This is a genomic window from Paraburkholderia sp. MM5477-R1 (assembly GCF_050436385.1).
Taxonomy (GTDB): Bacteria; Pseudomonadota; Gammaproteobacteria; order Burkholderiales; family Burkholderiaceae; genus Paraburkholderia; species Paraburkholderia tuberum.
In genome coordinates this window covers 1,093,893-1,120,058 of sequence record NZ_JBNDMC010000007.1, presented here as the reverse complement: position 1 = coordinate 1,120,058, position 26,166 = coordinate 1,093,893, and the positions used below count along the sequence as shown (strand labels likewise).

Here is a 26,166-nt window from a genome sequence, read left to right as displayed (position 1 = left end):
TGGTTGACGGTTTGCCGCGGGGCGCGATGCAACAACGACGAAGGCGGCCTGAGCCGCCCCCGCCTGCCATGGAGCATCGCTCAGAACGAGCGCGTCAAGGCTCCAGTCAAGGCTCCAGATTGAGCTCCTGAATCTTGCGCGTAATCGTATTGCGCCCGATGCCGAGCCGCTCGGCCGCCTCGACCTTGCGGCCGCGCGTGAAGTCGAGCGCTTCGCGGATCACGGCCGCTTCGAAGCGGCGCGCGAGTTCGTCCATCACGTCGGCCGCGTTTTCGCGCAGCATACGCGCGACTTCGGTGCGCAAGCCGCCTTCCCATGCGCTCAGCGCGGTGGCGACCGACGCGCCGGCCGCCCCACCCGGATGCACGAGCGCGCCGCCGTTCGTGCCAGCGAGCGGCACGCCGCCCGCGATTCCCGCATTGGTCGCCACGGTGCCATCCGTCGTCGCGCCGGCAGCGGCGCCCGCACCAAGCTCGCTCCCGGCGCCGTGCGCGGGACCGAGATCGGGCGGCAGATCCTTGGTTTCGATCGTCTGCGCGGGCGCCATCACCGTGAGCCAGTTCGCGAGGTTCTCGAGTTGCCGCACGTTGCCCGGAAACGGCAGCGACGCGAGATACGCGAGCGCCTCCTCGGACACGCGCTTCGGTTCGACGCCGAGATCGCGCGCACTCTTTTGCAGGAAATGCCGCGTCAGCAGCGGGATATCCTCGTTGCGCTCGCGCAACGCGGGCAAACGCAGACGGATCACGTTCAGACGGTGATACAGGTCCTCGCGAAACAGTCCCTGCCGCACGCGCGATTCGAGATTCTGGTGCGTCGCCGCGATCACCCGCACATTCGCGCGCAACGGATTGTGGCCGCCCACGCGATAGAACTGCCCGTCCGACAGCACGCGCAACAGACGCGTCTGCAGATCGAACGGCATGTCGCCGATTTCGTCGAGAAACAGCGTGCCGTTCTCGGCCTGCTCGAAGCGTCCCTGGCGCATCGCCTGCGCGCCGGTGAACGCCCCGCGCTCATGACCGAACAGTTCGGACTCCAGCAAATCCTTCGGAATCGCGGCCGTGTTCAACGCGATGAAGGGGCCGTTCGCGCGTGGGCTATGTCGGTGCAGCGCACGCGCGACCAGTTCCTTCCCGGTGCCTGATTCGCCGGTAATGAGCACGGTGGCCGCCGAATGCGACAGGCGGCCGATCGCGCGAAACATGTCCTGCATCGCGGGCGCCTGGCCGAGCATCTCGGGCGCTTCGGCGACGCGGTCGTCCCACGTCTGCTCGCCGCGCATGCTTTCGTCGACCGCGCGGCGAATCAGCTCGACGGCCTTGTCGACGTCGAACGGCTTCGCCAGATACTCGAACGCGCCGCCCTGGAATGCGGCGACCGCGCTATCGAGATCCGAGAACGCAGTCATGATGATGACCGGCAAGCCCGGCACCTTGTCGCGTACGGTTTGCAGCAGCTCCAGCCCGGAGCCGCCAGGCATGCGGATATCGGAGACCAGCACCTGCGGGCTGTCGTGATCGAGCGCGGCCGACGCTTCGCGCACGTTCGCGAAGCTGCGCGTCGCGAAGTTCTCGCGCGCCAGCGCTTTCTCGAGCACCCAGCGAATTGATTGATCGTCGTCTACTATCCAGATCGGCTTCATATAGGTCGGTCAGAAGTCTTGAGGTGCTTGTGTTATCTAGAGGTCGAGCGGCAGCAGAATCTGAAACTCGGTATGGCCCGGCCGGCTGTCCACCTCGATCAGACCTTCGTGCTGCTGCACGAAGGTCTGCGCTAGCGTGAGACCGAGACCGCTGCCGTCCTCGCGCCCCGACACGAGCGGATAGAAAATGCGGTCGCGAATCTCTTCGGGAATGCCTGGGCCGTTGTCGATGATATGCAAGTCCAATGCCAGCTTGCACAGGCGTTTTGAAATCGTGACCTTGCGCGCGATGCGCGTGCGCAATTCGATGCGCGCATCGCCCTGCGAGATCCGCTCGCGCAACGCCTCGGCCGCATTGCGCACGATGTTCAGCAGCGCCTGGATCAGTTGCTCCTTGTCGCCGCGCAGATCCGGCACGCTGACGTCGTAGTCGCGCTCGATCGTCAGGCCGCGCGGAAACTCCGCGAGAATCACCTGACGCACGCGCTCGCACACCTCGTGAACATTCACGTCGCCGACGATATGCGGATGCCGGTGCGGTTCGAGCAAGCGGTCGACCAGCGTCTGCAGACGGTCCGACTCCTTGATGATGACCTGGGTGTACTCGCGCAACTCGTCGCGCTCACGTTCGCCGAGTTCGAACTCGAGCAGTTGCGCGGCGCCGCGAATGCCGCCCAGCGGATTCTTGATTTCGTGCGCGAGATTGCGGATCAGATGCTTGTTGACGGCGGTCAGGTCGTTGATGCGCTCTTCGCGGTCGGTGCGCAGATGCCGCTCGTTCTCGAACAGTTCGAGCAACACGTAGTCCTGCGCGCTTTCCAGAAAACCGACGATCGCATGCACGTGCAGCGGCTCGTGGCCGGGACGCTCGAGCACGGCGTCCAGATGCGTCGCGTGAAAGCGGTGCGCGGCGATCGCGGTGATCGTCGCGACCAGTTCGTCCGCGTTCGAGAAGATGTCTGGCCACGCCATCTGCGTGAGTTGCTTGCGAGACATCTCCAGCATCGACTCCGCCGACGGATTCGCGAACGCGACGCGCAGCGTGCGCTTCTCGAGCACCAGCAAGACGGTCGGCAGCGCCTCGAAGCCTGGCAGCAAGCCGGAACTCACGAGTTGCATGTCGTCCGACAGCGTCTGTTCGTGTCCTTTCCTTGCCTTGATCAGATTCTTGAGAACCATCTTGCAGTCTGGCCGGTAGGAGATGGTGATAAATCAGGAGTGCTGCTTTATTGTGCTTCACCGAATGCCGTGTTGCCCGCGCGCGGCCGGCCGTGCGTACGGCCTAACGAAAAAGGGACGGCGCCGCCGTCCCTTTGTGACCGATCGCGAGCGTCGGGCAAAGCGCTTCGCCGGGTGAAGGGCGAAGCGCCATGGCCGCTTACAGCGAGTAATACATTTCGAATTCGATCGGGTGCACCGCCTGACGATAACGCTGCAGTTCCGTCGTCTTCAGTTCGATGTACGCGTCGAGCATCGCATCCGTGAACACGCCGCCGCGCGTCAGGAACTCGCGGTCCGCGTCGAGCGAGTCGAGAGCCTGGTCGAGGCCCGCGCACACGGTCGGGATCTTTGCATCCTCTTCCGGCGGCAGGTCGTACAGGTTCTTGTCGGCGGCTTCGCCCGGGTGAATCTTGTTCTGCACGCCGTCCAGACCCGCCATCATCAGCGCGGAGAAGCACAGGTACGGATTCGCCAGCGGATCCGGGAAGCGCGTTTCGATACGGCGGCCCTTCGGGTTCGACACGTGCGGAATTCGGATCGATGCCGAACGGTTGCGAGCCGAGTAAGCGAGCTTGACCGGCGCTTCGAAGTGCGGCACGAGACGCTTGTACGAGTTCGTACCCGGGTTCGTGATCGCGTTCAGCGCGCGAGCGTGCTTGATGATGCCGCCGATGTAGAAGAGCGCGAATTCCGACAGACCTGCGTAGCCGTTGCCTGCGAACAGGTTCGTGCCGTCCTTCCAGATCGACTGGTGAACGTGCATGCCCGAACCGTTATCGCCGACGACCGGCTTCGGCATGAACGTTGCCGTCTTGCCGTACGTGTGCGCGACGTTTTGGATGATGTACTTCAGTTGCTGCGTCCAGTCGGCGCGCTGCACCAGCGTCGAGAACTTCGTGCCGATTTCATTCTGGCCCATGCCCCCCACTTCGTGGTGATGCACTTCGACCGGAATGCCGATCTGTTCGAGCAGCAGACACATTTCCGAACGGATGTCCTGGAAGGAATCGACCGGCGCGACCGGGAAGTAGCCGCCCTTGGTGCCCGGACGGTGGCCGGTGTTGCCGCCTTCGAATTCCTTCGCCGACGACCACGGTGCTTCTTCCGAACCGATCTTCACGAAGCAGCCCGACTGGTCCGTGTTCCACTGGACCGAGTCGAAAATGAAGAATTCCGGTTCCGGACCGAAGTACGCGGTGTCGCCGAGCCCCGAGCTCTTCAGGTACGCTTCGGCGCGCTTCGCGAGCGAGCGCGGGTCGCGCTCGTAGCCCTTGCCGTCAGCCGGTTCGACGACGTCACAGGTCAGCACGAGGGTCGATTCTTCGTAGAACGGGTCGATGAAGGCCGTGTTCGCGTCCGGGACCAGCAACATGTCCGATGCTTCGATGCCCTTCCAGCCGGCAATCGACGATCCGTCAAACGCATGGCCGCTTTCGAACTTGTCTTCATCGAATGCCGACACCGGCACCGAAACGTGTTGTTCCTTGCCGCGCGTGTCGGTGAAACGGAAGTCGACAAACTTGACGTCTTCGTCCTTGACGAGTTGAATGACGTCGGCCACGGATTTACTCATAACCTATCTCCTGATTAACAATTTCGGCGGATTCAGCCGCCGCCCAATCTAGCTGACCCATCCCGGAACGTCCACTTATATGGCGTCGCGGGCGGAAAATTCTGCCGGGATAAATCGATCGGCACCAATAAAGCAGATAGTGTGCCACCTCTGGGCCTCGCATGGGCAAATCCGGCGCACACCATTACGCCGCTTACGTTTGCCGGCCACGCACGAGGCGCGAGCAGACTCGCAAACAAACGTGCGGGCATTGCAACGCACCAATTTCGCGCATTCACCGCTTTGGAAACGACGGTCCCTACCATTGTGGTGCATTCAGCAGGAAATGCACCAAATTTGCGCATCGAGGTTGGGACGGCGCCCGCGACTGCCCGGCGTCGTCCAGTCTACACAGGTCTGTGCGCTGCCTGCAGCGCGCTAGAATGATCATTTGGTCCGAAGGAGATTGACGCTCATGAGCACGCTCGAACAGCTTTACGCGAAGGCGGACGCCCGCCGCACCGAGAACCAACTGCCCTACGCGGGCGCGGTATCGCCGGCCGAGGCGTTCGAACTGCTGGAACTCGATCCGCGCACGCGTCTCGTCGACGTGCGTACCCGCGCCGAGCTCGACTGGGTCGGCCGGCCGGTGATCGGTGATGGCCAATACGCGCATGTCGAATGGACGCGCTATCCGGGCGCGGTGCCCAATCAGGAGTTCGTGCAGCAACTCGCGCAGGTCGCCTCGCCCGACACGCCGGTGCTGTTCCTGTGCCGCAGCGCCGCACGCTCGAAGCTCGCCGCGATCGCCGCGACCCAGGCCGGCTTCACGAAGGCGTATGACCTGCTGGAAGGCTTCGAAGGCGACAAGGACGGCCAGGGGCATCGGAAGACGGTGTCGGGATGGTGTTTTCGCGGCTTGCCGTGGATCGGAGCCTGATGGCGCGTGGCGCACTGCCCGCATCTGCGGAAGCCCGTGGCGCGGCGCTGAAGCACGCCGATTGAAACGGTTCGCGCCGACCACGGATTGATTGCATCGTCGGCGCGGGTTGTGACACTGCGATGTCGCGGTTCGCGCCAACCTGACCCTCAGGCGCGGACCGCTTGTTTTGTCGAGCGCCGCGCGCGCGCGGCGCTCCATTGTGTTCAGGGCGCGGCCGAAATCCCGAACACGTGCAACTTGCCCGCGCTGACCTGTTTCGGCAGCGTGACGCTCGCCACGAGCTCGCCCGGCGGCATCGCCATGGTCTGCCCCACCGCCATCGCTCGCCCAGTTATATAGCCATGGCACCTCGAAGGTCGGTTCGTCGCCCATATAGAAATTGGGCAGGCTCATCCCCGCGTTCAACACCGTAAAGAACGCGTTCAGGCGCGACACCGCCGCCGCGTTGCCGCCCAGTTGCGCAAACAGTCCGACCGGGTTGAACGGCACCATCCACGTGTACTGCCCGGCATTGCCTTCGACGTAGTTGTCGGTGCTGCTCTGCGTCTGCGCAATCCAGCTTCCGTCCGAGTTGCGCGCGGCGATCAGAGGCGGCGGCAGCGACGTGTTGAGCAGGTTCTGCCAATAGGCCGAGCGGCTCAGCAGCATCTTCTGGATCGTTGAATTGCCCAGTTGGCCGGCAAACTGCGAAATGGCGAAATCGCTGCTCGCGTATTCGAGCGTCGACGATGCCTGCCCCCATTCGCCATTCGTGATGTAGCCGAACTGCAGATAACTGGCGCGGCCGCCGTTCGTGGTCACGCCATTGCACGCCGTTCCGGGAACGTTGGCCATCTTGATCATGTGCTTCAGCGCGCCCGAGGTATCGAACGCTCGCGCGCCGAATGCATAGGCGCCCGCCACGATCAGCGAGCCGGCGTCGCCGGGCATCACGCCATCCTCGACGTTGTCGTTGACCCAATGCGGAATCGCGCCGCACTGATCCGCATCGTTGACTAGCGACTGCACCATATCGCTGGTTTCCTGAGGAAACAGCGTGGCTTTGAGCGCAATCAGCGAGCGATAGATGTCCCAGCCCGAAAAGCTGGTGTACTGCGCCGCGTGGCCCGCGCTAACCGTATGGACCTGCTGGTCGAAGCCGATATATTGGCCGTTGGAATCGCTGAATACGCTCGGCGCCCACAGCGCGTGATAGAACGCCGTATAAAACTTCGTCAGCGCAGTCGTGTCCTGACTACTTACCTGAATCGTATTGAGGGCCCGCTCAGCTTCACGGCTTACCCGTGGCCGCTGCCGAAGCCGCTGCCGCCGCTTCAGGCTCGACGATATCGCCACCGAGCAGATGCACCCCCTCTCGCAGCTTCACGAACGCCGCGGCGACGGCTTCCGGTTCACCCTTCACACCCAGATCGATGTGATGCCGCGCATACACGCCGCCGCGCTCCGCATCCCCGACGCTCGGCAGGCTGAACACCCGCACGCCCGGAAAATCGCGCTCGATTTTCTCCATCAGCGGCGTCACGCGCGACTCCGGCAACTCGAACACCAGCAGCGATTTTTCAGCGTGCGGCGTCGTGTGATGCAGATGCGCGTACCGCGTGTCGAGCACCCACTCGATCATCGGCCAGGCCATCACCGGGAAACCCGGCACGAAATGGTGTTGGCGGATCGAAAAGCCCGGAATCTTGTTGTAGCCGTTCGGAATGATGTCGGCGCCCTGCGGGTACGTGCCCATATTCAGGCGATGCCGGTTCTCGGGCGAGTTCAGATCGAGCGGCGCCGGCGAGTTCGCCGGATACATGTCGCGGATACGCTCCTGAATCAGCTTCGCGGCTTCCGGATGCAGCTCGAGCGGCACGCCGAGCGCGGCCGCCGCGCACTGGCGCGTGTGGTCGTCCGGTGTCGCACCGATACCGCCCGTCGAGAACACGACGTCGCCCGACGCGAACGTGCGCCGCAGCGTCGCCGTGATGCGCTCCGGATCGTCGCCGATGTACTCCGCCCAGCCGAGCGACAGCCCGCGCCCGCGGAGCAACTCGATGACCTTCGGCAGATGCTTGTCGACGCGTCTGCCCGAGAGGATTTCATCGCCGATGATGATGACGCCAAATGCCATTGCCGCCTCTTTCGTTTGATCAATAGGGAACCGGCGCGACCTCGCGCGCGCCACCAGGCGCTTCCGCCCGCATGCGCTGCAGCGCGCGCAGGCAGTAGTTGCCGAACCATAGCGCCGAGAACACGAGGATGAACGCGTAAATCCAGATCGTCACCGTCGTGATCACCGGGAACAGCACAATCAGCCATACCGACGACGCCCACAACAGCGTCGGCAGCGAACCTAGCAGGCCGCTCACGATACCGATCAGCAGCAACGGCAGCCGGTGGCGCCGCACCAGTTCGCGCCGCTCGTCGCGCGTCGCATGCAACGAGAGCGCGTCGTAGGTCATCACGCGATACGTGAGCCATCCCCACAGCAGCGGCGGAATCAACGCGAAGAACGGCGGCACGAGCCACAGCGGCAACGTGACGATCAGCAGCGCCAGACACAGCAGCGTGGTCCAGAGCGCCTGACCGAGGCTACCGTACCACGTTCCGCCGTGGCGCATCTCCAGCCCGGCGAACTGGCGGGCCGCGAGAAAGCGGATCACGGCCGGCATCGACAGCATGGCGATCAGCAGCAGCACCGTGACGACGATCAGCGGGATCGCCATCGCAATCACGATGAACGGCGCGATGACCGCGTGCAGCGTCGAAAAACCGAGCACGTCGAACAGATGATAAAGCGTGGCGGTGAAAGACCAGTCGTCGAGCCAGGTGCGGGTCGCGCCGGTCAGCGTCTGCCAGAAGAACCACAGGAGTACGCCCCAGCCGACCGTCGCGACGATAAACGGTTTGAAGGTCAGCCAGAGCATGCGCGGATGCAACGCGCTTGCGAGTGCGCGCCCAAACGAGCGCAACAGATCATTCATGCGAGCCAGTGCCTGCGAACGAAACGATGGACGGGAGAATCGCGCCGCGCCCGGGCCAGGCATGCTGGGGCACTGGAGGGTGCGCTCGAACGTGCACAGCATAAACCAAGGAACGCGCCGCCGGCGGAAGCGAGCAGCGCGGCGGAGTGCGCGCTCGAATGGATCCGCAATGGACTCAGAACGGACTCTGAACCGACTCAAACGGCAGCGGTGTCGTTGCCGGGTGCGCGGCGCTTCGATACGAGGCGATGCGCGATGCGCACGAAGGCGAACCAGTGCTGCGCCCAGAATCCATCGCCATAGCGGCGGCCTTCGAGCTGATCGCTGATACCGGTCGGCTCCATATCGCGGCTCCACGACACGCTGCGGAACAACATGTCCCACCACGGGAACAGCACGCCGAAATTGCAACCGTAATTGAGCCCTTCATGACCGTACCCGATCGCGTGGTGACGGCGGTGGAACGCCGGGCTGACGAGCAGCCGCTCGCCGAGCCAGCCGTAATACAGGCGGATGTTCGCGTGCTGCACGCTTTGCGCGAGATTCGTGATCGCAACCAGCACGACGAACTGCGACGGCGGCACACCGATCGCGAGCGCGATCATCGCGAAGAACGACGCCTGCAGCAGATCGTCGAGCAGATGGTTGCGATCGTCGGACCACAGCGACATCTGCCGCTGACTATGGTGTACCGCATGCAGCTCCCACCACACGCCGACGCGGTGCTGCCAGCGGTGATACCAGTAGCCGGCGAAATCGAGTACGAGCAGATACATGACGAACGTGACGAGCGGCTGCGTGGTCACGCCGGGCCACAGGTTGTCGAAGTTCAGGTTCGCGATGCCGTGCAGCCGCAGCCAGCCTTGCACGTTGTCGAAGAACGGTTGCAGCGCGAAGAAAAAGAACAGGTTCAGAATGCCGAGCTTGGCGATCCACGTGTACAGCACGTCGACGCGCACGGCCTTGCGGTTCTCCCATTGCTCGACCGGGCGCAGCGCCTCGAGCGGACGCAGGATCGCGTACATCGCGAGCACCTCGAGCACACCGACGATGACCCAGTACAGGCTGTCGTAGGTGTCCTCGTCGTAGTCCATCAGATCGAACCGGAACAGCAGCGGCTGCACCACGTCGACGTACAGCCACGTCTGCGCGGCTGAAACGAAGCTGTCGAGTGAGGAGAAAATCAGATGGAACATGATGCTGGCCTGTTACTTCATCCTTGGTGGCTCGTGGCGTCCTGGCTCTGCCCTGTTGCCCTCAGGCACTGTCGGGCGCCCTCAGGCCCCTCAAGCGCCGTTCGGCGCCGTCACCGGCGCGCGGTCGAAGAAATAGATGCCGTGCGGCGAGCGGCCCACCGCAATGGTCTGGATCAGCTTGCGCGTGTTGAGATCGATGATGCCAACATGCTTCGCGAAGCGGAAGGTCACCCACAGATAGCGTTTGTCGGCGGAAAGTTCCATATCGTCCGGTCCCGGCATCAGGCCGGTGATGTCGCCGACGTTGGTGAGCGTGTCTTCGTCGATGATGCTGATCGTGCTAGCGACGCGGTTCGACACCGCGACATGCTTGCCGTCGGCGAGCGAGCGGAAATTGTGAGCGCCCTTGCCCGTGTGAATTGTCTTGACGACCTTCTGGTTGCGCCAGTCCACCACGGCGACGCAGTCCTCGCCGGTCATGCCGACGAGCAGGTACTTTTCCCCCGGCGTCATCCACAGACCCGCGGGCACCTTGCCGACCTTCATCTTCCATTTGACGGTTTGCGTGGGCAGGTCGATGGCGGCGAGCTCGCCCGAGATCTGCAGCGAGACGAACACCGTCTTGCTGTCATTCGAGAACGCCATGTGGCTCGGCATCACCGCGAGCGGCAGCCGTGAAGCCAGCGTCATCTGGTTTTTCTGGTTGTCGTAGTGATAGATGTCGAGTCGATCGAGCCGCAGTCCCGTAGTGACGAGCCACTTGCGATCAGGCGAAAAACCGATCTGATAGGGATCTTCGATGTTCTCGACCCAGCGCTGTAACTGCCCCGTTTTCGGATCGACGAACATCAGGCTGTTCGACACCGAATTGGCGACGATCAGCGAGGAATTGTCCGGCGTGGCCATCAGGTGATGCGGTTCCTTGCCCGTGGGCACGGTGCCGATGACCTGGTGGCTGTTCTCGTCGATCAGGCTCAGCGTGGCCTCGCCAGAATTGAGCACGATCACGTTATTGGCGTGCGCCGCTGGAGAAAAAAAGCCTGCGGCGGCGACCAGCACCGCGGTCGCGGCGAACGTGGCACTCAAGCCGGGAAGAAAAAATTGACGCATGAAAACTCGCTTCGGAGAACAACGGTCATTGTAGAACGTTTGCCGGTCCGGGCGGTTGACGTAAGTCACTGGCGACGACCGAAAAATGACGGGTGCGATGAAGCGCGGCCGCGTGCGGGAGGTTTCGTCTGCCACGTCCGGTTTGATGCTCGCGCCGCGGGTTTTCGAGTGAGGAATCAATGTGCTCTCCCTGTCAGGGTCAATCATGCATCAGCCACACGTTAAAATCGCGCAAATGATTAGCGGGAACAATAAGAATACTCCTCTTTCCTTATCAATAAAAACCTAGCCGTATTAATATATTTTTTAGCCCGATTGAATTTCGGAGTTTGCTGATATCTGAATTGCACGCGGACATCGGAGAATTCTCCATACGCGCCGCCCCGGTAGCGCCTCCCCCATGAATCCCGAGCGTACATCGCCGGGCTGACGCGCGCTCGGCCAAATAACGCAAGCCTTACCAATGACCGGCGTTTTTGTATTTTCAATATTTTCAAACCCACCAGGCAATAACTTCACGTCAAAGTCGGAATACGCGCTGCGCGCCACTAACTACGTGCCACTAACTACAATAATGCGGAGGATTTTTAATTGATGAACAAGAATATTTCGATAATTCGCCATACCACGTCTCAAATAAAAGTCGCAGCGCCGCGAACTGCCTGCCTGCAAACACACCGTGCTTCCGCGCGCCAGAAAAGCATCGCACGGGCGGTTCGAAGTACCGCGGGTGTTGCAATAGCGGCGGCGGCCCTTTACGTCACGGAAGCGACAGGCGCCGGCGTCGATTCCGTCGAGGTAGGCACGGCCAGCGCGCCCGGCGACATCGCGGTCGCGATAGGCGCACAGGCCACCGCAAGCGGCGACTCATCGCTGGCGGTCGGCTCGCAGGCGAACGCGCAAAACGACGGCACGATCGCGTTAGGGGCGAACGCCACGGCGCACGGCGATAGCGCCGTCGCCATGGGCCTCTCCTCTTCCGCACAAGGCGAAGGCGCGAGCGCCTTCGGGCCTTATGCGAATGCGCAAGCGGAACGCGCGACCGCGCTCGGTCTGAACGCGTCGGCGCTTGGCGTCGACTCGGTCGCAGCGGGCTCCGGTTCAATAGCGGCGGACTCGGCCGCCTCCGCGTTTGGCTCCCTATCCACGGCAACCAGCGTCGGATCGACCGCGCTCGGCTATGTCGCGCAGGCCGGAGGCGCCAACTCGCTCGCCGCCGGAGCATGGGCCTCGGCGCTCGCGGACTCGAGCGTCGCGCTTGGCAGTAATGCCGTCGTCAGCGGCGTCGGCGCCATCGCCCTCGGCGTTGCCGCGCAGGCACGCGGCGCCTACGCCAGCGCAATCGGCTTCGGCGCAACGGCCGCGGGAGCCGGCGCGATCGCGCTCGGCAGCAACGCAAACGCGAGCGCCGACAATAGCGTCGCGCTAGGCGCCAACGCCAGCACCACGACGGATCTGTCGCAAAGCGCGTTTGTGCCCGTGGGAACGGGCGCCACCCCGATCGCGGCCTCCAGCGCGACGGGCGAAGTCTCGCTCGGCTCGGCGAACAACGAGCGTCGCCTGACCAACGTCGCCGCGGGCGCCGCGCCCACCGACGCGGTCAACGTGAGCCAGTTGAGCGCGGTCGACAACAAGGTCGATGCACTCGCTCAAAGCAGCGCGCTGCATTACTTCAGCGCCGCTGACCCGGTCGACGGCTCCAACGAGGCGCTCGCAGACGGCACGCACGCGCTTGCCGCGGGCAGCAACGCCAGCGCTATGGGCAGCAACGCAACCGCATTCGGCACCAGCGCCCGCGCCAGCGCAACCGACTCGACCGCGATCGGCGCGGGCGCCGTCGCCGGCACGGCCGACGCGACCTCGCTGGGCGCCTCAGCGTCGGCCTACGGCTCCGGTGCGACGGCGCTCGGCTCCAACGCCACGGCGAACGGCGCCGGCGCCCTCGCGCTCGGCTCCGGTGCCAGCGCAGCCGCCGACAACGCACTTTCGCTCGGATCTAACTCGAGCGCGCTAGTTGCAAACTCCGTCGCGCTCGGCCAGGGCTCGATCGCCGATCGCGCGGGTACCGTGTCGGTCGGTTCAACGGGCAACGAGCGCCAGATCACCAACGTCGCGGCTGGCACCGCCGACACCGATGCGGTCAACGTCGCCCAGCTGAAAGCGGTGAGCGACCAGAGCAGCGCGACCGCAGCGAAGCTCGACGGCGCGGTCATGTACGACACGAACGCCGACGGCAGCATCAACCGGAACAGCGTTACGCTCGGCGGCGATACCACGGAGGGCACCGTCATCCACAACGTCGCGGACGGCGTACAGGCGTCCGACGCGGTCAACCTCGGTCAGCTGAACGCGGCGCTCGAAGGCGCGATCAATAACGCGACGATCGGCACGGCCGACGCGTTGTTCAGCGCGGCAGGCGATAGCGCGACTGAGAGCGCGCATGCGTCCGGCGCGCACGCGATTGCGGCCGGGGCGAACGCGCGGGCGAGCGGCGTCAACACGGTCGCCGAGGGTGCGAACGCAGAGGCGGCCGGCACGAACGCGATTGCCGTCGGAGCGAATGCACAAGCAAGCGGCGCCAACGCGGCAAGCATCGGAGCGAACGCCATCGCCAGCGGCAACAACGCGACGGCGGTCGGTGCCGCAGCCAGCGCGAGCGCCGACAACTCGGTGGCGTTAGGCCAGGGCTCCGTCGCCGACCGAGCGAACACGGTATCGGTTGGCGCGGCGGGCCAGGAACGCCAGATCGCCAACGTCGCGGCCGGCGTGCGAGGCACCGACGCGGTCAACGTCAATCAGTTGCAGCAAAGCGTGAGCGGCGCGATCAGCGCGTCGAATCGCTATACCGACGACCAGATCCGCTCCGCCCGTCGGGACAGCTACGGGGGCACGGCATCGGCGCTCGCGATGGCAGCTTTGCCGCAAGCGGTGCTGCCGGGACACGGCATGGTCGCCATGGCGGGTGGCACGTACGGCGGTCAATCTGCGCTCGCAATCAGCGTGTCGCAGTTGTCGGACACCGGCAAATGGATCTACAAGGTCCAAGGCAGCACCGACTCTCGCCGACAGTTCGGCGCATCGATCGGCGCGGGGATGCATTGGTGAAATCAGCTCGAGTGAACGTATCGGACCGAGTCCGGCCGCGACGGCGCTCAGAGGACGCTCGGTGTACCCCGCGCGCACCGGTGCGCGGGCCCGCTCATCGGCCGCGGTGCACACCCAGTGTCCAGCGTCCGCGAGCGAGCGCCCAGGCTTTAGCGCTGCATCGACTCCCACACCTTGTGCAGGCGCTTCACCGAAACCGGCATCGGGGTGCGCAACTCCTGCGCAAACAGCGAGATGCGCAATTCTTCGAGGAGCCAGCGGAATTCCGCAAGCCGCGGATCCACGACGCCGCCGCGCTGCGACACCGCGCGCTGATAGTGCTGCAGCAGCGGCTGGAATTCGGCGAACTGGCGCGCGTCGCGTATGGCGTCCGCGCGCAGCTTGTCGATACGCAGCGCCATCCCCTTCAGATAACGCGGGAAATGTGCGAGTTGGGCATACGGCGTATCGACGACAAAACGCTTGCCGATCAGCGCATCGAGCTGATTCTGCAGATCGGTGTACGCGGCCACGAATGGCTTCGCCTGCAGGAGCTTCTTCGTCAGGCTCGCGTATTCGCCAAGAATCTGACCGACCAGCCGCGAAATTTCCTGCGCGAGCAACGTGAGGCGGCTACGCCCTTCGTCGCGGCGGACATGGAAGCTCGCATCGTCGTCGGGCAGCGGATCCTGCAGACACGCGCGGTCGAGTGCGGTGTCGATCAGCTGATCGCGCAGTTCCTCCTGCGTGCCGCGCGGCATGAACTGCATGGCCATTTCGCGCAGGCCGGGCAGATTCTTCTCCAGATACTTGATCGGCTCCTTCAACTGCAGCGCGAAGAGCCGACGCAAGCCCGCCCGATGAATCCGCGCGGCTTCTTCCGGCGAATCGAACACCTCGACGTCGCAATGGGTGCCACGGTCCACGAGCGCCGGGTAGCCAAACAGAGTCTGACCACCACGGCGAATTTCGAGCAACTCGGGCAACTTGCCGAAATTCCACGTGGTCAGGTTTTCATACAGTGCGGTGGCTGGTGCGCCTTCGGGTGTCGCGGGTTGCGGCGTGGCCGCGCCCTTGCCGCGCGACGCGCCGCTCTGAGCCAAATCTGGAGAGCGTGCAGGTGCCGCAACACCGCCGCCGCCCGCGTCGGCCAAGGCGGCGCCCGCCGCGCCCGAAACGAGCTTCTGGAAATGCTGCTGCGCCTGAGCGCCGAGCTCGGCGCGCAGTTGCGACAAATTGCGCCCCATCGCGAGCTGCCGGCCATGTTCGTCGATGACCTTGAAGTTCATGAACAGATGCGCGGGCAGCGTCTCGAGCTTGAAGTCGGACTGCTTCATCGTGACCTGGGTCTGCTCGCGCAGGTCGGCGATCAGCGCCTCGAGCAAGCCTCCTCCTCCGAAGCGCTGTGCGCCGTGCCGTTCGGCGAAGCCCGCCGCGTACTCGGGGAGCGGCACGCAATGCCGACGCAGCTTTTGCGGCAGCGACTTCAGCAGCAACTGCGCCTTTTCTTTCAGCATCCCGGGCACGAGCCACTCACAGCGGCGCGCGTCGACCTGGTTCAGCGCGTACAGCGGTACTGCGAGCGTCACGCCGTCGCGCGGCGTGCCCGGCTCGAAGTGGTAGGTCAGCGCCATCTCGATGCCCGCCATCGTCAGCCGCTTAGGGAACAGATCCGTCGTGACACCCGCCGCCTCGTGCCGCATCAGATCGTCTCGGGACAAATACAACAGCCGCAGCTTGTCCTCCGCCTGGCCGCTCTTTTCGACCTCGTCGCGATACCAGCGCTCGAACGCGGCGCCGGTATGGATGCCGTCCGGCAGCGCCTGATCGTAGAACGCGTAGATCAATTCGTCGTCGACCAACACGTCCTGGCGGCGCGACTTGTGCTCGAGCTGCTCGATGTCGGCGAGCAGCTTGCGGTTGTGCGCGAAGAACGCAAGCTTCGTGTCGAACTCGCCTTCGACGAGCGCACCGCGAATGAACAGCTCGCGCGCCCGCGCCGGGTCCTGCTTGCCGAATGCAACGCGCCGCCGGTGATAGATCGGCAGGCCGTACAGCATCGCGCGCTCGAACGCGGACACCTGCGCCGCGCGCTTTTCCCAATGCGGCTCGGACAACGACTTCTTGAGCAGATGCGCGCCGACCTTCTCGACCCACTCCGGCTCGATTTTCGCGATACAGCGCGCGTACAGACGGCTCGTTTCAACGAGCTCGGCGGCCATCACCCACTTGCCTGCTTTTTTCACGAGCGCCGAGCCGGGCCACAAATAGAACTTGATGCCGCGCGCGCCGAGGTAGTACGGCTCGTCGTCGGCTTTCAGGCCGATGTTGCCGAGCAGACCGGTCAGCAGCGCCAGATGGATCTGCTCGAATGTCGCCTCCGCTTCGTTCAGCCGCCAGCCGTGCTCGCGCACCACCGTCAGCAGCTGCGAGTGGACGTCGCGCCATTCGCGCAGCCGCAGTTGCGACAGGAAGTTCTTGCGGCACTCGTCCTGCAGCTGCCGGTTCGATTTCTTGTGCGCGATCGCTTCGTCGAACCAGTTCCAGATCTTCAGCCACTGCAGGAATTCGGAGCGCTCGTCGGCGAACCGGCGATGCGCCTGGTCCGCCTGCTCCTGCGCTTCGATCGGGCGATCGCGCGGGTCCTGCACGGACAGCGCACTCGCGATGATCAGCACTTCCTTCAGCGCCTGCTGGTCGCGCGCGGCGAGGATCATGCGGCCAACGCGCGGATCGAGCGGCAGTCGCGCGAGTTCGCGGCCGAGCGGCGTCAGGTGGGTGTCGTCGTCGACGGCGCCGAGCTCGTTGAGCAACTGGTAGCCATCGGAAATCGCACGGCCCGGCGGCGGTTCGATAAACGGGAAGGTTTCGATCGCCGTCAGATGCAGCGACTTCATGCGCAGAATCACCGAAGCAAGCGACGAGCGCAGAATTTCCGGATCGGTGAAGCGCGCGCGGCCCTGGAAGTCGCTGTCCTCATACAGACGAATGCAGATGCCATCGGCGACCCGGCCGCAACGCCCTGCGCGCTGGTTCGCGGCGGCCTGCGAAATCGACTCGACCTGCAACTGCTCGACCTTGTTGCGATACGAGTAGCGCTTCACGCGCGCAAGGCCGGTGTCGACCACGTAGCGGATGCCGGGTACCGTCAGCGAAGTTTCGGCGACGTTGGTCGCGAGCACGATGCGGCGCGCGTTCGACGCGCGGAACACGCGCTCCTGCTCGGCGGCCGAGAGCCGCGCGAACAGCGGCAGGATCTCCGTGTGGGGCGGATGATGTTTGCGCAGCGCCTCGGCGGCGTCGCGAATCTCGCGCTCGCCGGGCAGGAACACCAGTACGTCGCCGGGGCCTTCGCGGCACAGTTCGTCGACAGCGTCGACGATCGCCTCCATCAGATCACGATCAGTCTCGCGCTGCGTCTTCGGGCGCTCGCGGCCAGACGAGGTTGCACCCGAGGTCCCTTGCGCCGCCTTGACCGCCGGGCTGTCCTCGACGACCGGACGGTAACGTACCTCGACCGGATACATCCGGCCGCTCACTTCGATCACCGGCGCGGGTTTGTCGTCGCTGCCGAAATGACGCGCAAAACGGTCGGCGTCGATCGTCGCCGAGGTGACGATCAGCTTCAGGTCGGGACGCTTGGGAAGAATCTCCTTCAGGTAGCCGAGCAGAAAATCGATGTTGAGGCTGCGCTCGTGTGCTTCGTCGATGATCAGCGTGTCGTAGGCATTCAGCAGCGGATCGGTCTGCGTTTCCGCAAGCAGAATGCCGTCGGTCATCAGCTTGACCGATGCGCCCGGCGCGAGGTTGTCGTTGAAGCGCACCTTATAGCCGACCACTTCGCCGAACGGCGTGCCGAGTTCCTCGGCGATACGGCGCCCGGTCGCCGACGCAGCGATCCGGCGCGGCTGCGTATGGCCGATCAGACCATTGCCGCCGGCACCGAAACCACGGCCAAGCGCGAGGCAGATTTTCGGCAACTGCGTGGTCTTGCCCGAGCCGGTTTCGCCCGACACGATCACGACCTGATTCTCCGCGATCGCCCGCGCGATCTCGTCGCGACGACCGGAGACAGGAAGCGCTTCGGGAAACGTGACCGGTGGAATCGGATTCGGCTCGACGACCCGCGACGGCCGCGCTTCGCGCGGCGCGCGAGGTTGTTCCTTGCGCGGCTCGCCCGATTGTTTGTCGCGCGATCCGTGACGTTGCTCGCCTCGGGTCGATCCGCGTTGTTGCTCGCTACGTGGCCCGCGATCTCCCTGTTCGTTGCGAGACGCACGACGCTGTTCAACACGAGGCGTGTCCGAGCGCGCGTCGCGGATTTCATTGCGCTGCTCGCTTTGCCGCGCATCACCTCCCTCGTCGCGAGCCTGCTTGCCATGCTCACCGCGAGGCGCGGCCGAAGGCGTATTGCGGCTCCCTTCAGGCGGCACCTTTCGCGCAGACGCGCCCGCCCCCCGACGCGCGTCACGCGCCTGATCGGGTTTCGCATCCTGCGCTGGCCGGCGCATCGTGTCGCCGGGGTTGGCCGGCTCGCCGGCCGACGCCGGTTTCTCGTTCGCCCCAGCGGGACTTTTGGGTACATTCGACATGGGGGCGCATTATAATCCCCGGCATGAATTCCCAAACCGACCTCGTCCCCGCGCCCGCGAGCGTCCCGGCCCCCGCCGACTCGCCGGAAACCCTCGCCCAGCACGCGCAATTCGTCGACTGGATGCGTTCCGTCGCCCCGTATATCCACGCGTTCCGAAACAAGACATTCGTCGTGGGTTTCGGCGGCGAAGTGGTGCATCAGGGGCTGCTGAATGCGCTCGTGTCCGACATCGCGCTGCTGCAGGCAATGGGCATCCAGATCGTGCTCGTGCATGGCTCGCGCCCGCAGGTCGAGGAGCAGATGAGCCTGCACGGCGTCGAATCGGAGTTTTCACACGGCATGCGCATCACCGACGCGCGCGCGCTCGAGTCCGCGAAGGAGGCGGCCGGCGAAGTGCGTCTCGACATCGAAGCCGCGATCAGCCAGGGTCTGCCGAACACGCCAATGGCGCACGCGCACATCAGCGTCGTATCGGGCAACTTCGTGACGGCGCGCCCCGTCGGCATTCTGGACGGCGTCGACTTCCAGCACACGGGCCTCGTGCGCAAGATCGACGCGGATTCGATCCGACACTCGCTTGCGAGCCGCAAGCTCGTGCTGCTGTCGCCGCTCGGCTTCTCGCCCACCGGTGAGGCATTCAATCTGTCGATGGAAGACGTGGCCTCGGCCGCGGCGATCGCGCTGCGCGCCGACAAGATCGTGTTCCTGACCGAAACGCCGGGCCTGATGGAAACCGGCGAAAGCGGCACCGAGCTGATCCGCGAACTGTCGCTCGACGACGCCTACAAGCTGCACGAAAGCGGCGAAGTGACTGGCGACGCCGCGTTCTACCTGAAGCATTCGATCCGCGGCTGCCGCGGCGGCGTGCCGCGTGCGCACATCATCCCGTACGCGCTCGACGGCAGCCTGCTGCTCGAACTGTTCCTGCACGATGGCGTCGGCACGATGATTTCGTACGAGAACCTCGAAAGCCTGCGCGAAGCAACGCCGGACGACGTCGGCGGCATTCTCGCCCTGATCGAGCCGCTCGAAACAGACGGCACGCTGGTACGGCGCGGCCGTCACCAGATCGAACGCGATATCGACCATTTCTCGGTAATCGAGCACGACGGCGTGCTGTTCGGCTGCGCGGCGCTGTATCCGTATCCGCAGGAGCGCATCGGCGAAATGGCGTGCCTGACCGTCGCGCCCGAAGCTCAAGGCACCGGCGACGGCGAGCGCCTGCTCAAGCGCATCGAACAGCGCGCGCGGGCACGCGGCCTCACGCGCATTTTCGTGCTCACCACGCGCACCGAACACTGGTTCCTGAAGCGCGGCTTCGTCAAGGTTACGGTCGACGACTTGCCCGAAGACCGCCGCCGACTCTATAACTGGCAGCGCAAATCGCTCGTGCTGATGAAACAGCTTTGAGTACTTCGTGATCGCCCCCATCTGATCCGAACCGGCGTCTGCCCGCCCCACATCGATTACAGGAGAAGCACAGCATGACTCGTATGGTTCAATGCGCGAAGCTCGGCAAGGAAGCCGAAGGCCTCGATTTCCCGCCGCTGCCGGGCGAACTCGGCAAGCGGATCTACGAAAGTATCTCGAAGGAAGCCTGGCAGAGCTGGTTGAAGCAGCAGACCATGTTGATCAACGAAAACCGCCTGAACATGGCCGATCCGCGCGCGCGGCAGTATCTGATGAAGCAGACCGAAAAGTTCTTCTTCGGCGAAGGCGCGGATACCGCGTCGGGCTACGTGCCGCCGTCGGCCTGAGCTTGCCTCGTCGAGGACGACACGACACAACGCGTCGCCCAAACCGAGCAAACACACGCCTGAAAGTCCGCGCCGCAAGCGCGGATTTTTTTCGCACCAACATCGGCCGCGCATCGCGCCCGCCGCTCGCGTCGTCTTCGCCTCAAAAAGCGCTCGCCAATGTTCTAAGCGGTCCGTTTTTCAGGGCCGTTCCGACCCCGCCAGATCTCCCGTCCCGCAACGGATCGAGTCCCATTGGCGGCCCTGCCTCGCACTGCCGATTTGCATGATCCTCTGGCATCGTGCTAACATGTGCCCTCGTTTCAGCCGCAATTCACCTTCATTCGTGTTCTTTCAAGTTGGTTCATCGTGTGTTTTTCCGCGCACGCGCCATCCTGAATTGAACTGTTTTTAAACAAGAAGGCTCGTCGGTCGTTTCCCCGCCTAAAGCGGAAAATTCAAGACCGGCCTTTTTCGTTTCAAGCCTTCAGTGGCGCATGGGTCAGTTTCCCGCCAGCCCCGCGTCCCTCATGCATCTGCCCCCCTTCCACGGCCACGCAGGTGCAACAGTCAGCACAATCTAGTCGAGTGTTTTTTCGCGAACTTACCGCGAGGCACGGGCGTTTGCTTCTTTTCGCCATCCGTTGCGCCGCCGGATAACCGGTGCCGCGAATAGTCTCGCCTTGCTCACGAAATTACACTTCCCAGCAAAACCGTGGCGGAACGCATCACGAGTTTCGTCGCAGTCATTGGAGTTTCAACCTTGACCGCTTCCAGCAACGGCTTCTGGCGACATCACAAACCGGAACAGCGTCTTTCCCTCGACGACATCACCGTCGTCGATCACTCCCTCCTGAAACGGGCCGTCGGCGCCATGGCGCTCGGCAACGCGATGGAATGGTTCGATTTCGGCGTGTACAGCTACATCGCGGTCACGCTCGGCAAGGTGTTCTTCCCCTCGTCGAGCCCTTCGGCGCAACTCATTGCGACCTTCGGCACGTTTGCCGCGGCGTTTCTCGTGCGGCCGATCGGCGGCATGGTATTCGGGCCGCTCGGTGACCGCATCGGCCGTCAGCGCGTGCTGGCAATGACGATGATCATGATGGCCGCGGGCACCTTCGCGATCGGCCTGATCCCCAACTACGCGACGATCGGCATTCTCGCGCCGGCGCTGTTGCTGCTTGCGCGCCTCGTGCAGGGCTTCTCGACCGGCGGCGAATACGGCGGCGCCGCGACCTTCATCGCCGAATTCTCGACCGACAAGCGCCGCGGCTTCATGGGCAGCTTTCTCGAGTTCGGCACGCTGATCGGCTACGTGCTCGGCGCGGGCACGGTCGCGCTGCTGACGGCGACGCTGTCGAATGACGCGCTGCTGTCCTGGGGCTGGCGCGTACCGTTCCTGATCGCCGGACCGCTCGGCCTGGTGGGTCTCTACATCCGCATGAAGCTCGAGGAAACGCCCGCGTTCAAGAAACAGGCCGAAGAGCGCGAAGCCGAAGACCGCGCGCTGCCCAGCCAGTCGTTGCGCCAGCTGCTCGTGCAGCAGTGGAAGCCGCTGCTGCTGTGTGTCGGCCTCGTGCTGATTTTCAACGTAACCGACTATATGGCGCTGTCGTATCTGCCGAGCTATCTGTCCGCCACGCTGCACTTCAACGAAACACACGGTCTGTTCCTCGTGCTGCTCGTGATGATCCTGATGATGCCGATGACGCTCGCCGCCGGCCGTCTGTCCGATGCGATCGGCCGCAAGCCCGTGATGCTGCTCGGCTGCGTTGGTCTGTTCGCGCTGTCGATTCCCGCGCTGCTGCTGATTCGGATGGGCACGGTGCTGCCGGTGTTCGGCGGTCTGATGATTCTCGGCGTGCTGCTGTCGTGCTTCACCGGGGTGATGCCGTCGGCGCTGCCGGCGCTGTTCCCGACCCGGATCCGCTACGGCGCGCTCGCGATCGGCTTCAATATCTCGGTGTCGCTGTTCGGCGGCACGACGCCGCTCGTGACCGCATGGCTCGTCGACCGGACCGGCAATCTGATGATGCCCGCGTACTACCTGATGGGCGCATCGCTGATCGGCATCGTGTCGGTACTCGCGCTGCGCGAAACCGCGCGCAAGCCGCTGCTCGGCTCGGGTCCGTGCGTCGCGACGCGCGCTGAAGCGCACGCGGTGCTGCGCGGTGAGCGCGAGGCCGAGGAGATGGATGAACGGTTCGCGGCGGCGGCGACCGCGCGTGCCTGACCTTGCGCAGTCATCACGCCAGGCGTAGTTTCTGAAGCGGGCCGGCGACATTCGTCGGCCCGCTTTTTTTACGTCAGCAGCGAATCGAACGTCGCGCCAACCTGCGCGCCTTCGACGGTCAGCGTGCCCGCGCACACCGGCAGCCTGAAGCGCCGCGGTCCCGCGCTGCCAGGATTGACGTACAGCACGCCGTCGCGCTCGGCGATCGACGGCTTGTGCGAGTGGCCGCTCACCACGACGCGAATGCCATCGTGCTGCGGCACGCAGCCCAGCTCGGCGATGTCGTGCACGACCAGAATCGTCACCTGCTGGATCGTCAGCCGCGCATGCGTCGGTAGAGACGCGGCCCAGTCACCGGTATCGTTGTTGCCGCGCACCGCGGTCAGCGGCGCGATCCGCGCGAGCGCGTCGAGCACGTCCGGGTTGCAGATATCGCCCGCGTGAATGATCGCGTCGCAGCCGTCGAGATAGCGCAACGCTTCCGGACGCACGAGGTTGTGCGTATCCGAGATGAGCCCGATGCGGGTAGCGGTCGAAGGTGAGCGATGTGAAGCCATGCGCAGCCTTACTCCGTCTGCGGCTGCGCCAACTCTCGCGCCGCCGCCTGGGCACGGCGCTGCCCAGCCAGCATGCGCCGCGTCAACCCCTGCACGACGACCGACACCACCGCCGCGCACGCAAACCCCGTCGCCACACCGTACTGCGGCAGCGGCATCGCCGTCACCGCGAAGAACGCCGCGAACGAGCCGCGCCCGACCACCATGCCGCGCATCAAGAGCGCCACGAAGTCCGCGCCATGCGCACGCTGCGCCGACACCGCGAGCACGATGCCGAGCAGCGGGAACACCGACACCACGCCACTCCACGCCGCGCCCATCGATGCCGAGGCAGCCGTCACCGCGAGCGTCAGCAATGCGCCCGCGAGCATCCGCACGGCCAGATCCGCGCGCCCAACGCGCGCCGCCGGCACATGGCCCGTCGCGCGCGGCAAGCAGCTCTGCGACACCGCGACGGCCACGCACGCCGCCGCCAGCGCCCACCCAAGCGAGCCGGGCATCCGCACGATCAGCAGTCCCGCGCCGAGCCAGCCGGCCATGCCCGCGACCAGTGCGAGCGGCCAGTCGAAGCGTCGGCAGCTCCATCCATAAGCAAGATTGAATGCCTCGGATGCGGCGATCGCCGCAACCGACGCCGCCGACGCCTGCGCCGCGAACGCCGGCCCACGCCCGACTGCGAGCAGCAGCATGATCGGTCCGGCGACGACCGGCAGTCCCGCGAGCCATCCCGCGACCGACGGCCCCCAGACGCGCGCGGCCGCCGTCAGCGCGGCGAGAAAGGCCGGCACCAGCACGAGCTTCAGCGCGAGCAGCATGCTCAGGCCTCCAGCACGTGTTCGATGCGACGGTCCGGTACGAACCACCACGCGGCGGCGAGCGCGTACAGCACGGCCGACGCCCACGGCACGACGAACGCGAGCCCGATGCCGGTCAGGTAAATGACGACGGAGACCTTGCCCTTGAAGTCGTTGCCGAGCGCCTTGGCCAGCGTCGAGTCGTGTCCATGCTGCGAAATCAGCGTGCGCGTCAGAATGAAATACGCGATCGCCGCCATGAACAGCACGATGCCGTACATCGCGGTCGGCCACGCGGCCAGATGGTTTTCGCCGACCCAGTGCGTCACGGCCGGCAAGAGGGATAGCCAGAACAGCAGATGCAGGTTCGCCCACAACACCTTGCCGTTGACCTTCTGCACCGCATGGAACATGTGATGGTGATTGTTCCAGTAAATGCCGACGTAGACGAAGCTCAGCACGTATGCGCAGAACACCGGTACGACCGGGCGCAGCGCCGCGAGATCGTGGCCTTCGGGCACCTTCAGCTCGAGCACCATGATCGTGATGATGATGGCGATTACGCCATCGCTGAAGGCTTCGACGCGTCCCTTGCCCATGCGAGTCCCGAAGATCAATGCGGTGGGGCGCACAGCCCGCCTTCGCCTTGCGCGCGGGCCGCGCCGCTGCCGATTATCGGTGATGGTGTGAGGATTTGTCGATGCGCGAGAGCCGGACGCGCGGATGGCTCGATCCGCCGCGGCTCACGGGTAATGGACGGCGAGCCACACGCTCGGCTCGGTGTCGCTCGTCCATGCGACGCGGTGGCGGCAATGCGCCTCGATCAGCACGTGATCGCCGGGCTTCATCCGATGCGGCTCGGGGTCGCCGTCGAATTCCAGCATCGCCGCGCCGGTGAGCAGCACGACCCATTCGGCGCGCGGGCTGTCGTACCAGAAGCCGGGCGGACTCGCCTGCCCGGTCGAGACGATCCGCTCGATCGTCACGTCGCCCCGCTCGACGAGCGCGTCGACCTGCTCCTCGGGCGTCGTCCCCAACTGCGCGACGAGGTCGAACAGATTGCCGCTGTTACGTGCGGGTTTGAGCGAGCTTGTCATCAGCGTGTCGCGCCAGCGTCAAGGCAGTTCATTGCATCGGCTTGAGCCCATCGAGCAGCGTCGGCACCAGTTCGCTGATGGTCGGATGCACGTGCATGGCGTATTGCAAAGTCGGATACGGCGCGCCTGCCGTCATGATGTCGACGAACGTATGGATCGCCTCGTCGCCCTCGATGCCGTGAATTGCCGCGCCGAGTATCTGTTTGCTGTTCGCATCGACGAGCGCCTTCATGAAGCCGTCGGTCTCGCCACGCTCGCGCGCACGGCCCACGCGCGACATCGGCATCGTCGCGATCAGCGCTTCGCGGCCGCTGTTGCGCACCTCCTCCTCCGACATGCCGACGCGCGCGAGCGGCGGATCGACGAACACCGCATACGTCATGATCCGCGTGTCGACGCTGCGCGCGCCGCCGTCGAGCAGGTTCGCCGCGACGATCTGGTAGTCGTCGTAGGACGTGTGCGTGAACGCGCCGCGACCGTTCACGTCGCCGATCGCCCAAACGCCCGGCACGCTGGTGCGCAACTGGCCGTCGACGATGATCGTGCCGTGCCGGTCGGTCTCGATGCCGGCGACGTCGAGGCCGAGATCGTCGGTATTCGGCCGGCGGCCGGTGGCCAACAGCAGGTGCGACGCCTCCATGGCCGGGATGTTCTGCTCGAAGCCGATGCACACGTCGTTCGCGTGATGCGCATGCGGCTCGACGCGCGTCGGCTGCACGCCGAAATGAAACTCGACGCCCTCGCGCGCGAGCACCTTCTGCACCGACTCCGCGAAATCGGCATCCTCGCGGTTCAACACGCGCTCGCCGCGCACCAGCACGCTGACGCGGCTCCCGAAGCGGCGAAACACCTGCGCGAATTCGAGCGCGATATAACTGCCGCCGACGATCACCAGATGATCCGGCAACGCGGTCAGTTCGAGCAGCGTCGAGTTCGTGTAGTACGGAATCCGCTGGATGCCTTCGAGCGGCGGCACGACGGCGCGTGTGCCGGTGTTGATGAAGATTTCGAACGCGCTGAGCTCGTTCAGCAATTCCCCGTCGCGCCCGCAGATAGCGAGCGTGCGCGCGCCGGTGAAGCGCGCGTGGCCGTTGAACACCGTGATGTTTTCCGTGCCGCGCAGCCATTTTTCGACGCCGCTGCGCGACTCTCCGATGATCCGGTCCTTGCGCGCCTTCACGGCCGCCAGATCGACGCCGACCGAGCCCACCTGCACGCCGAGCTCCGCCGCATGGCGCGCCACGTGCGCCGCGCGGGCGCTCGCCACATAGGATTTGGTCGGCGTGCAGCCGACGTTCACGCAAGTGCCGCCAAACTCCGCGCGTTCGATCACCGCGGTGCGGCGCCCGCTTTGAGCGAGGCGCACGGCGAGCGGCGAACCGCCTTGTCCGGTACCGATCACGACTGCGTCGAAGTGCTGTGGCATGGCAACTCT

General features: G+C 64.7%; 18 protein-coding genes and 1 pseudogene. 5 read left to right on the top strand and 14 right to left on the bottom strand.

What is annotated here, in order from left to right; translation table 11 throughout:
- Positions 1 to 106: 106 nt before the first annotated feature.
- The 3 genes from ntrC to glnA all read right to left on the bottom strand — a co-directional run bounded on the left by ntrC (position 107) and on the right by glnA (position 4,439).
- Complete coding sequence (gene ntrC / locus OKW35_RS34110) at positions 107 to 1,645, bottom strand: nitrogen regulation protein NR(I) (protein WP_429489497.1); 1,539 nt, start codon at positions 1,643 to 1,645, stop codon at positions 107 to 109.
- Between the two features lie 36 nt (positions 1,646 to 1,681).
- Positions 1,682 to 2,824 (bottom strand): nitrogen regulation protein NR(II), encoded by a 1,143-nt coding sequence (glnL, locus tag OKW35_RS34105; RefSeq protein WP_184048104.1) that lies wholly within the window; start codon positions 2,822 to 2,824, stop codon positions 1,682 to 1,684.
- A 199-nt stretch (positions 2,825 to 3,023) separates the two neighbouring features.
- Positions 3,024 to 4,439, bottom strand: coding sequence for a type I glutamate--ammonia ligase (gene glnA / locus OKW35_RS34100; RefSeq protein ID WP_184063875.1), 1,416 nt, complete (start codon positions 4,437 to 4,439; stop codon positions 3,024 to 3,026).
- Positions 4,440 to 4,893: 454 nt separating this feature from the next.
- Here glnA and OKW35_RS34095 point away from each other — a divergent pair, with 454 nt between their 5' ends.
- Positions 4,894 to 5,358 carry a rhodanese-like domain-containing protein gene (locus OKW35_RS34095; RefSeq protein WP_184022229.1) on the top strand — a complete coding sequence of 155 codons (465 nt, stop codon included), beginning with the start codon at positions 4,894 to 4,896 and terminating at the stop codon, positions 5,356 to 5,358.
- 312 nt (positions 5,359 to 5,670) lie between these two features.
- Here OKW35_RS34095 and OKW35_RS34090 read toward each other — a convergent pair.
- From OKW35_RS34090 to OKW35_RS34070, 5 genes and pseudogenes are all read right to left on the bottom strand, one after another.
- Positions 5,671 to 6,618: pseudogene (locus OKW35_RS34090) on the bottom strand (glycoside hydrolase domain-containing protein); the annotation flags it as partial.
- Positions 6,619 to 6,631: 13 nt separating this feature from the next.
- Positions 6,632 to 7,477 (bottom strand): competence/damage-inducible protein A, encoded by an 846-nt coding sequence (locus tag OKW35_RS34085; RefSeq protein ID WP_429554400.1) that lies wholly within the window; start codon positions 7,475 to 7,477, stop codon positions 6,632 to 6,634.
- A gap of 19 nt (positions 7,478 to 7,496) precedes the next feature.
- Entirely contained in the window at positions 7,497 to 8,330 is an 834-nt protein-coding gene (locus tag OKW35_RS34080) for an EI24 domain-containing protein (protein ID WP_184048089.1), read from the bottom strand.
- A 197-nt stretch (positions 8,331 to 8,527) separates the two neighbouring features.
- Entirely contained in the window at positions 8,528 to 9,526 is a 999-nt protein-coding gene (locus tag OKW35_RS34075; protein WP_429405155.1) for a sterol desaturase family protein, read from the bottom strand.
- 90 nt (positions 9,527 to 9,616) lie between these two features.
- Entirely contained in the window at positions 9,617 to 10,636 is a 1,020-nt protein-coding gene (locus OKW35_RS34070) for a beta-propeller fold lactonase family protein (protein ID WP_184063866.1), read from the bottom strand.
- A gap of 594 nt (positions 10,637 to 11,230) precedes the next feature.
- Between OKW35_RS34070 and OKW35_RS34065 the strand changes: the two genes are divergently transcribed.
- Positions 11,231 to 13,741 (top strand): YadA family autotransporter adhesin, encoded by a 2,511-nt coding sequence (locus tag OKW35_RS34065; RefSeq protein ID WP_429554399.1) that lies wholly within the window; start codon positions 11,231 to 11,233, stop codon positions 13,739 to 13,741.
- Between the two features lie 149 nt (positions 13,742 to 13,890).
- On the opposite strand, the gene hrpA is transcribed toward OKW35_RS34065, so the two are convergent.
- Positions 13,891 to 18,312, bottom strand: a complete 4,422-nt coding sequence (gene hrpA, locus OKW35_RS34060; protein WP_429554398.1) for an ATP-dependent RNA helicase HrpA — start codon at positions 18,310 to 18,312, stop codon at positions 13,891 to 13,893.
- A gap of 23 nt (positions 18,313 to 18,335) precedes the next feature.
- Between hrpA and argA the strand changes: the two genes are divergently transcribed.
- From argA to proP, 3 genes are all read left to right on the top strand, one after another.
- Positions 18,336 to 19,724, top strand: coding sequence for an amino-acid N-acetyltransferase (gene argA, locus OKW35_RS34055; protein WP_090800877.1), 1,389 nt, complete (start codon positions 18,336 to 18,338; stop codon positions 19,722 to 19,724).
- A 74-nt stretch (positions 19,725 to 19,798) separates the two neighbouring features.
- The gene (locus tag OKW35_RS34050) at positions 19,799 to 20,071 is read left to right on the top strand and encodes an oxidative damage protection protein (protein ID WP_026225286.1); all 273 of its coding nucleotides are present in this window, start codon (positions 19,799 to 19,801) and stop codon (positions 20,069 to 20,071) included.
- Positions 20,072 to 20,813: 742 nt separating this feature from the next.
- Positions 20,814 to 22,283, top strand: coding sequence for a glycine betaine/L-proline transporter ProP (proP, locus tag OKW35_RS34045; RefSeq protein ID WP_090800879.1), 1,470 nt, complete (start codon positions 20,814 to 20,816; stop codon positions 22,281 to 22,283).
- Between the two features lie 68 nt (positions 22,284 to 22,351).
- On the opposite strand, the gene OKW35_RS34040 is transcribed toward proP, so the two are convergent.
- From OKW35_RS34040 to OKW35_RS34020, 5 genes are all read right to left on the bottom strand, one after another.
- Positions 22,352 to 22,840, bottom strand: coding sequence for a metallophosphoesterase family protein (locus OKW35_RS34040; RefSeq protein WP_184022172.1), 489 nt, complete (start codon positions 22,838 to 22,840; stop codon positions 22,352 to 22,354).
- Between the two features lie 8 nt (positions 22,841 to 22,848).
- A complete protein-coding gene (locus OKW35_RS34035) occupies positions 22,849 to 23,655 on the bottom strand; it encodes a hypothetical protein (RefSeq protein WP_429554397.1) in 807 nt (268 codons plus the stop codon).
- A 2-nt stretch (positions 23,656 to 23,657) separates the two neighbouring features.
- The gene (locus OKW35_RS34030; protein ID WP_184022166.1) at positions 23,658 to 24,233 is read right to left on the bottom strand and encodes a TMEM175 family protein; all 576 of its coding nucleotides are present in this window, start codon (positions 24,231 to 24,233) and stop codon (positions 23,658 to 23,660) included.
- A gap of 144 nt (positions 24,234 to 24,377) precedes the next feature.
- A complete protein-coding gene (locus OKW35_RS34025; protein ID WP_429554396.1) occupies positions 24,378 to 24,731 on the bottom strand; it encodes a cupin domain-containing protein in 354 nt (117 codons plus the stop codon).
- A 28-nt stretch (positions 24,732 to 24,759) separates the two neighbouring features.
- Positions 24,760 to 26,157, bottom strand: a complete 1,398-nt coding sequence (locus tag OKW35_RS34020; RefSeq protein WP_429554395.1) for an FAD-containing oxidoreductase — start codon at positions 26,155 to 26,157, stop codon at positions 24,760 to 24,762.
- Positions 26,158 to 26,166 lie beyond the last annotated feature (9 nt).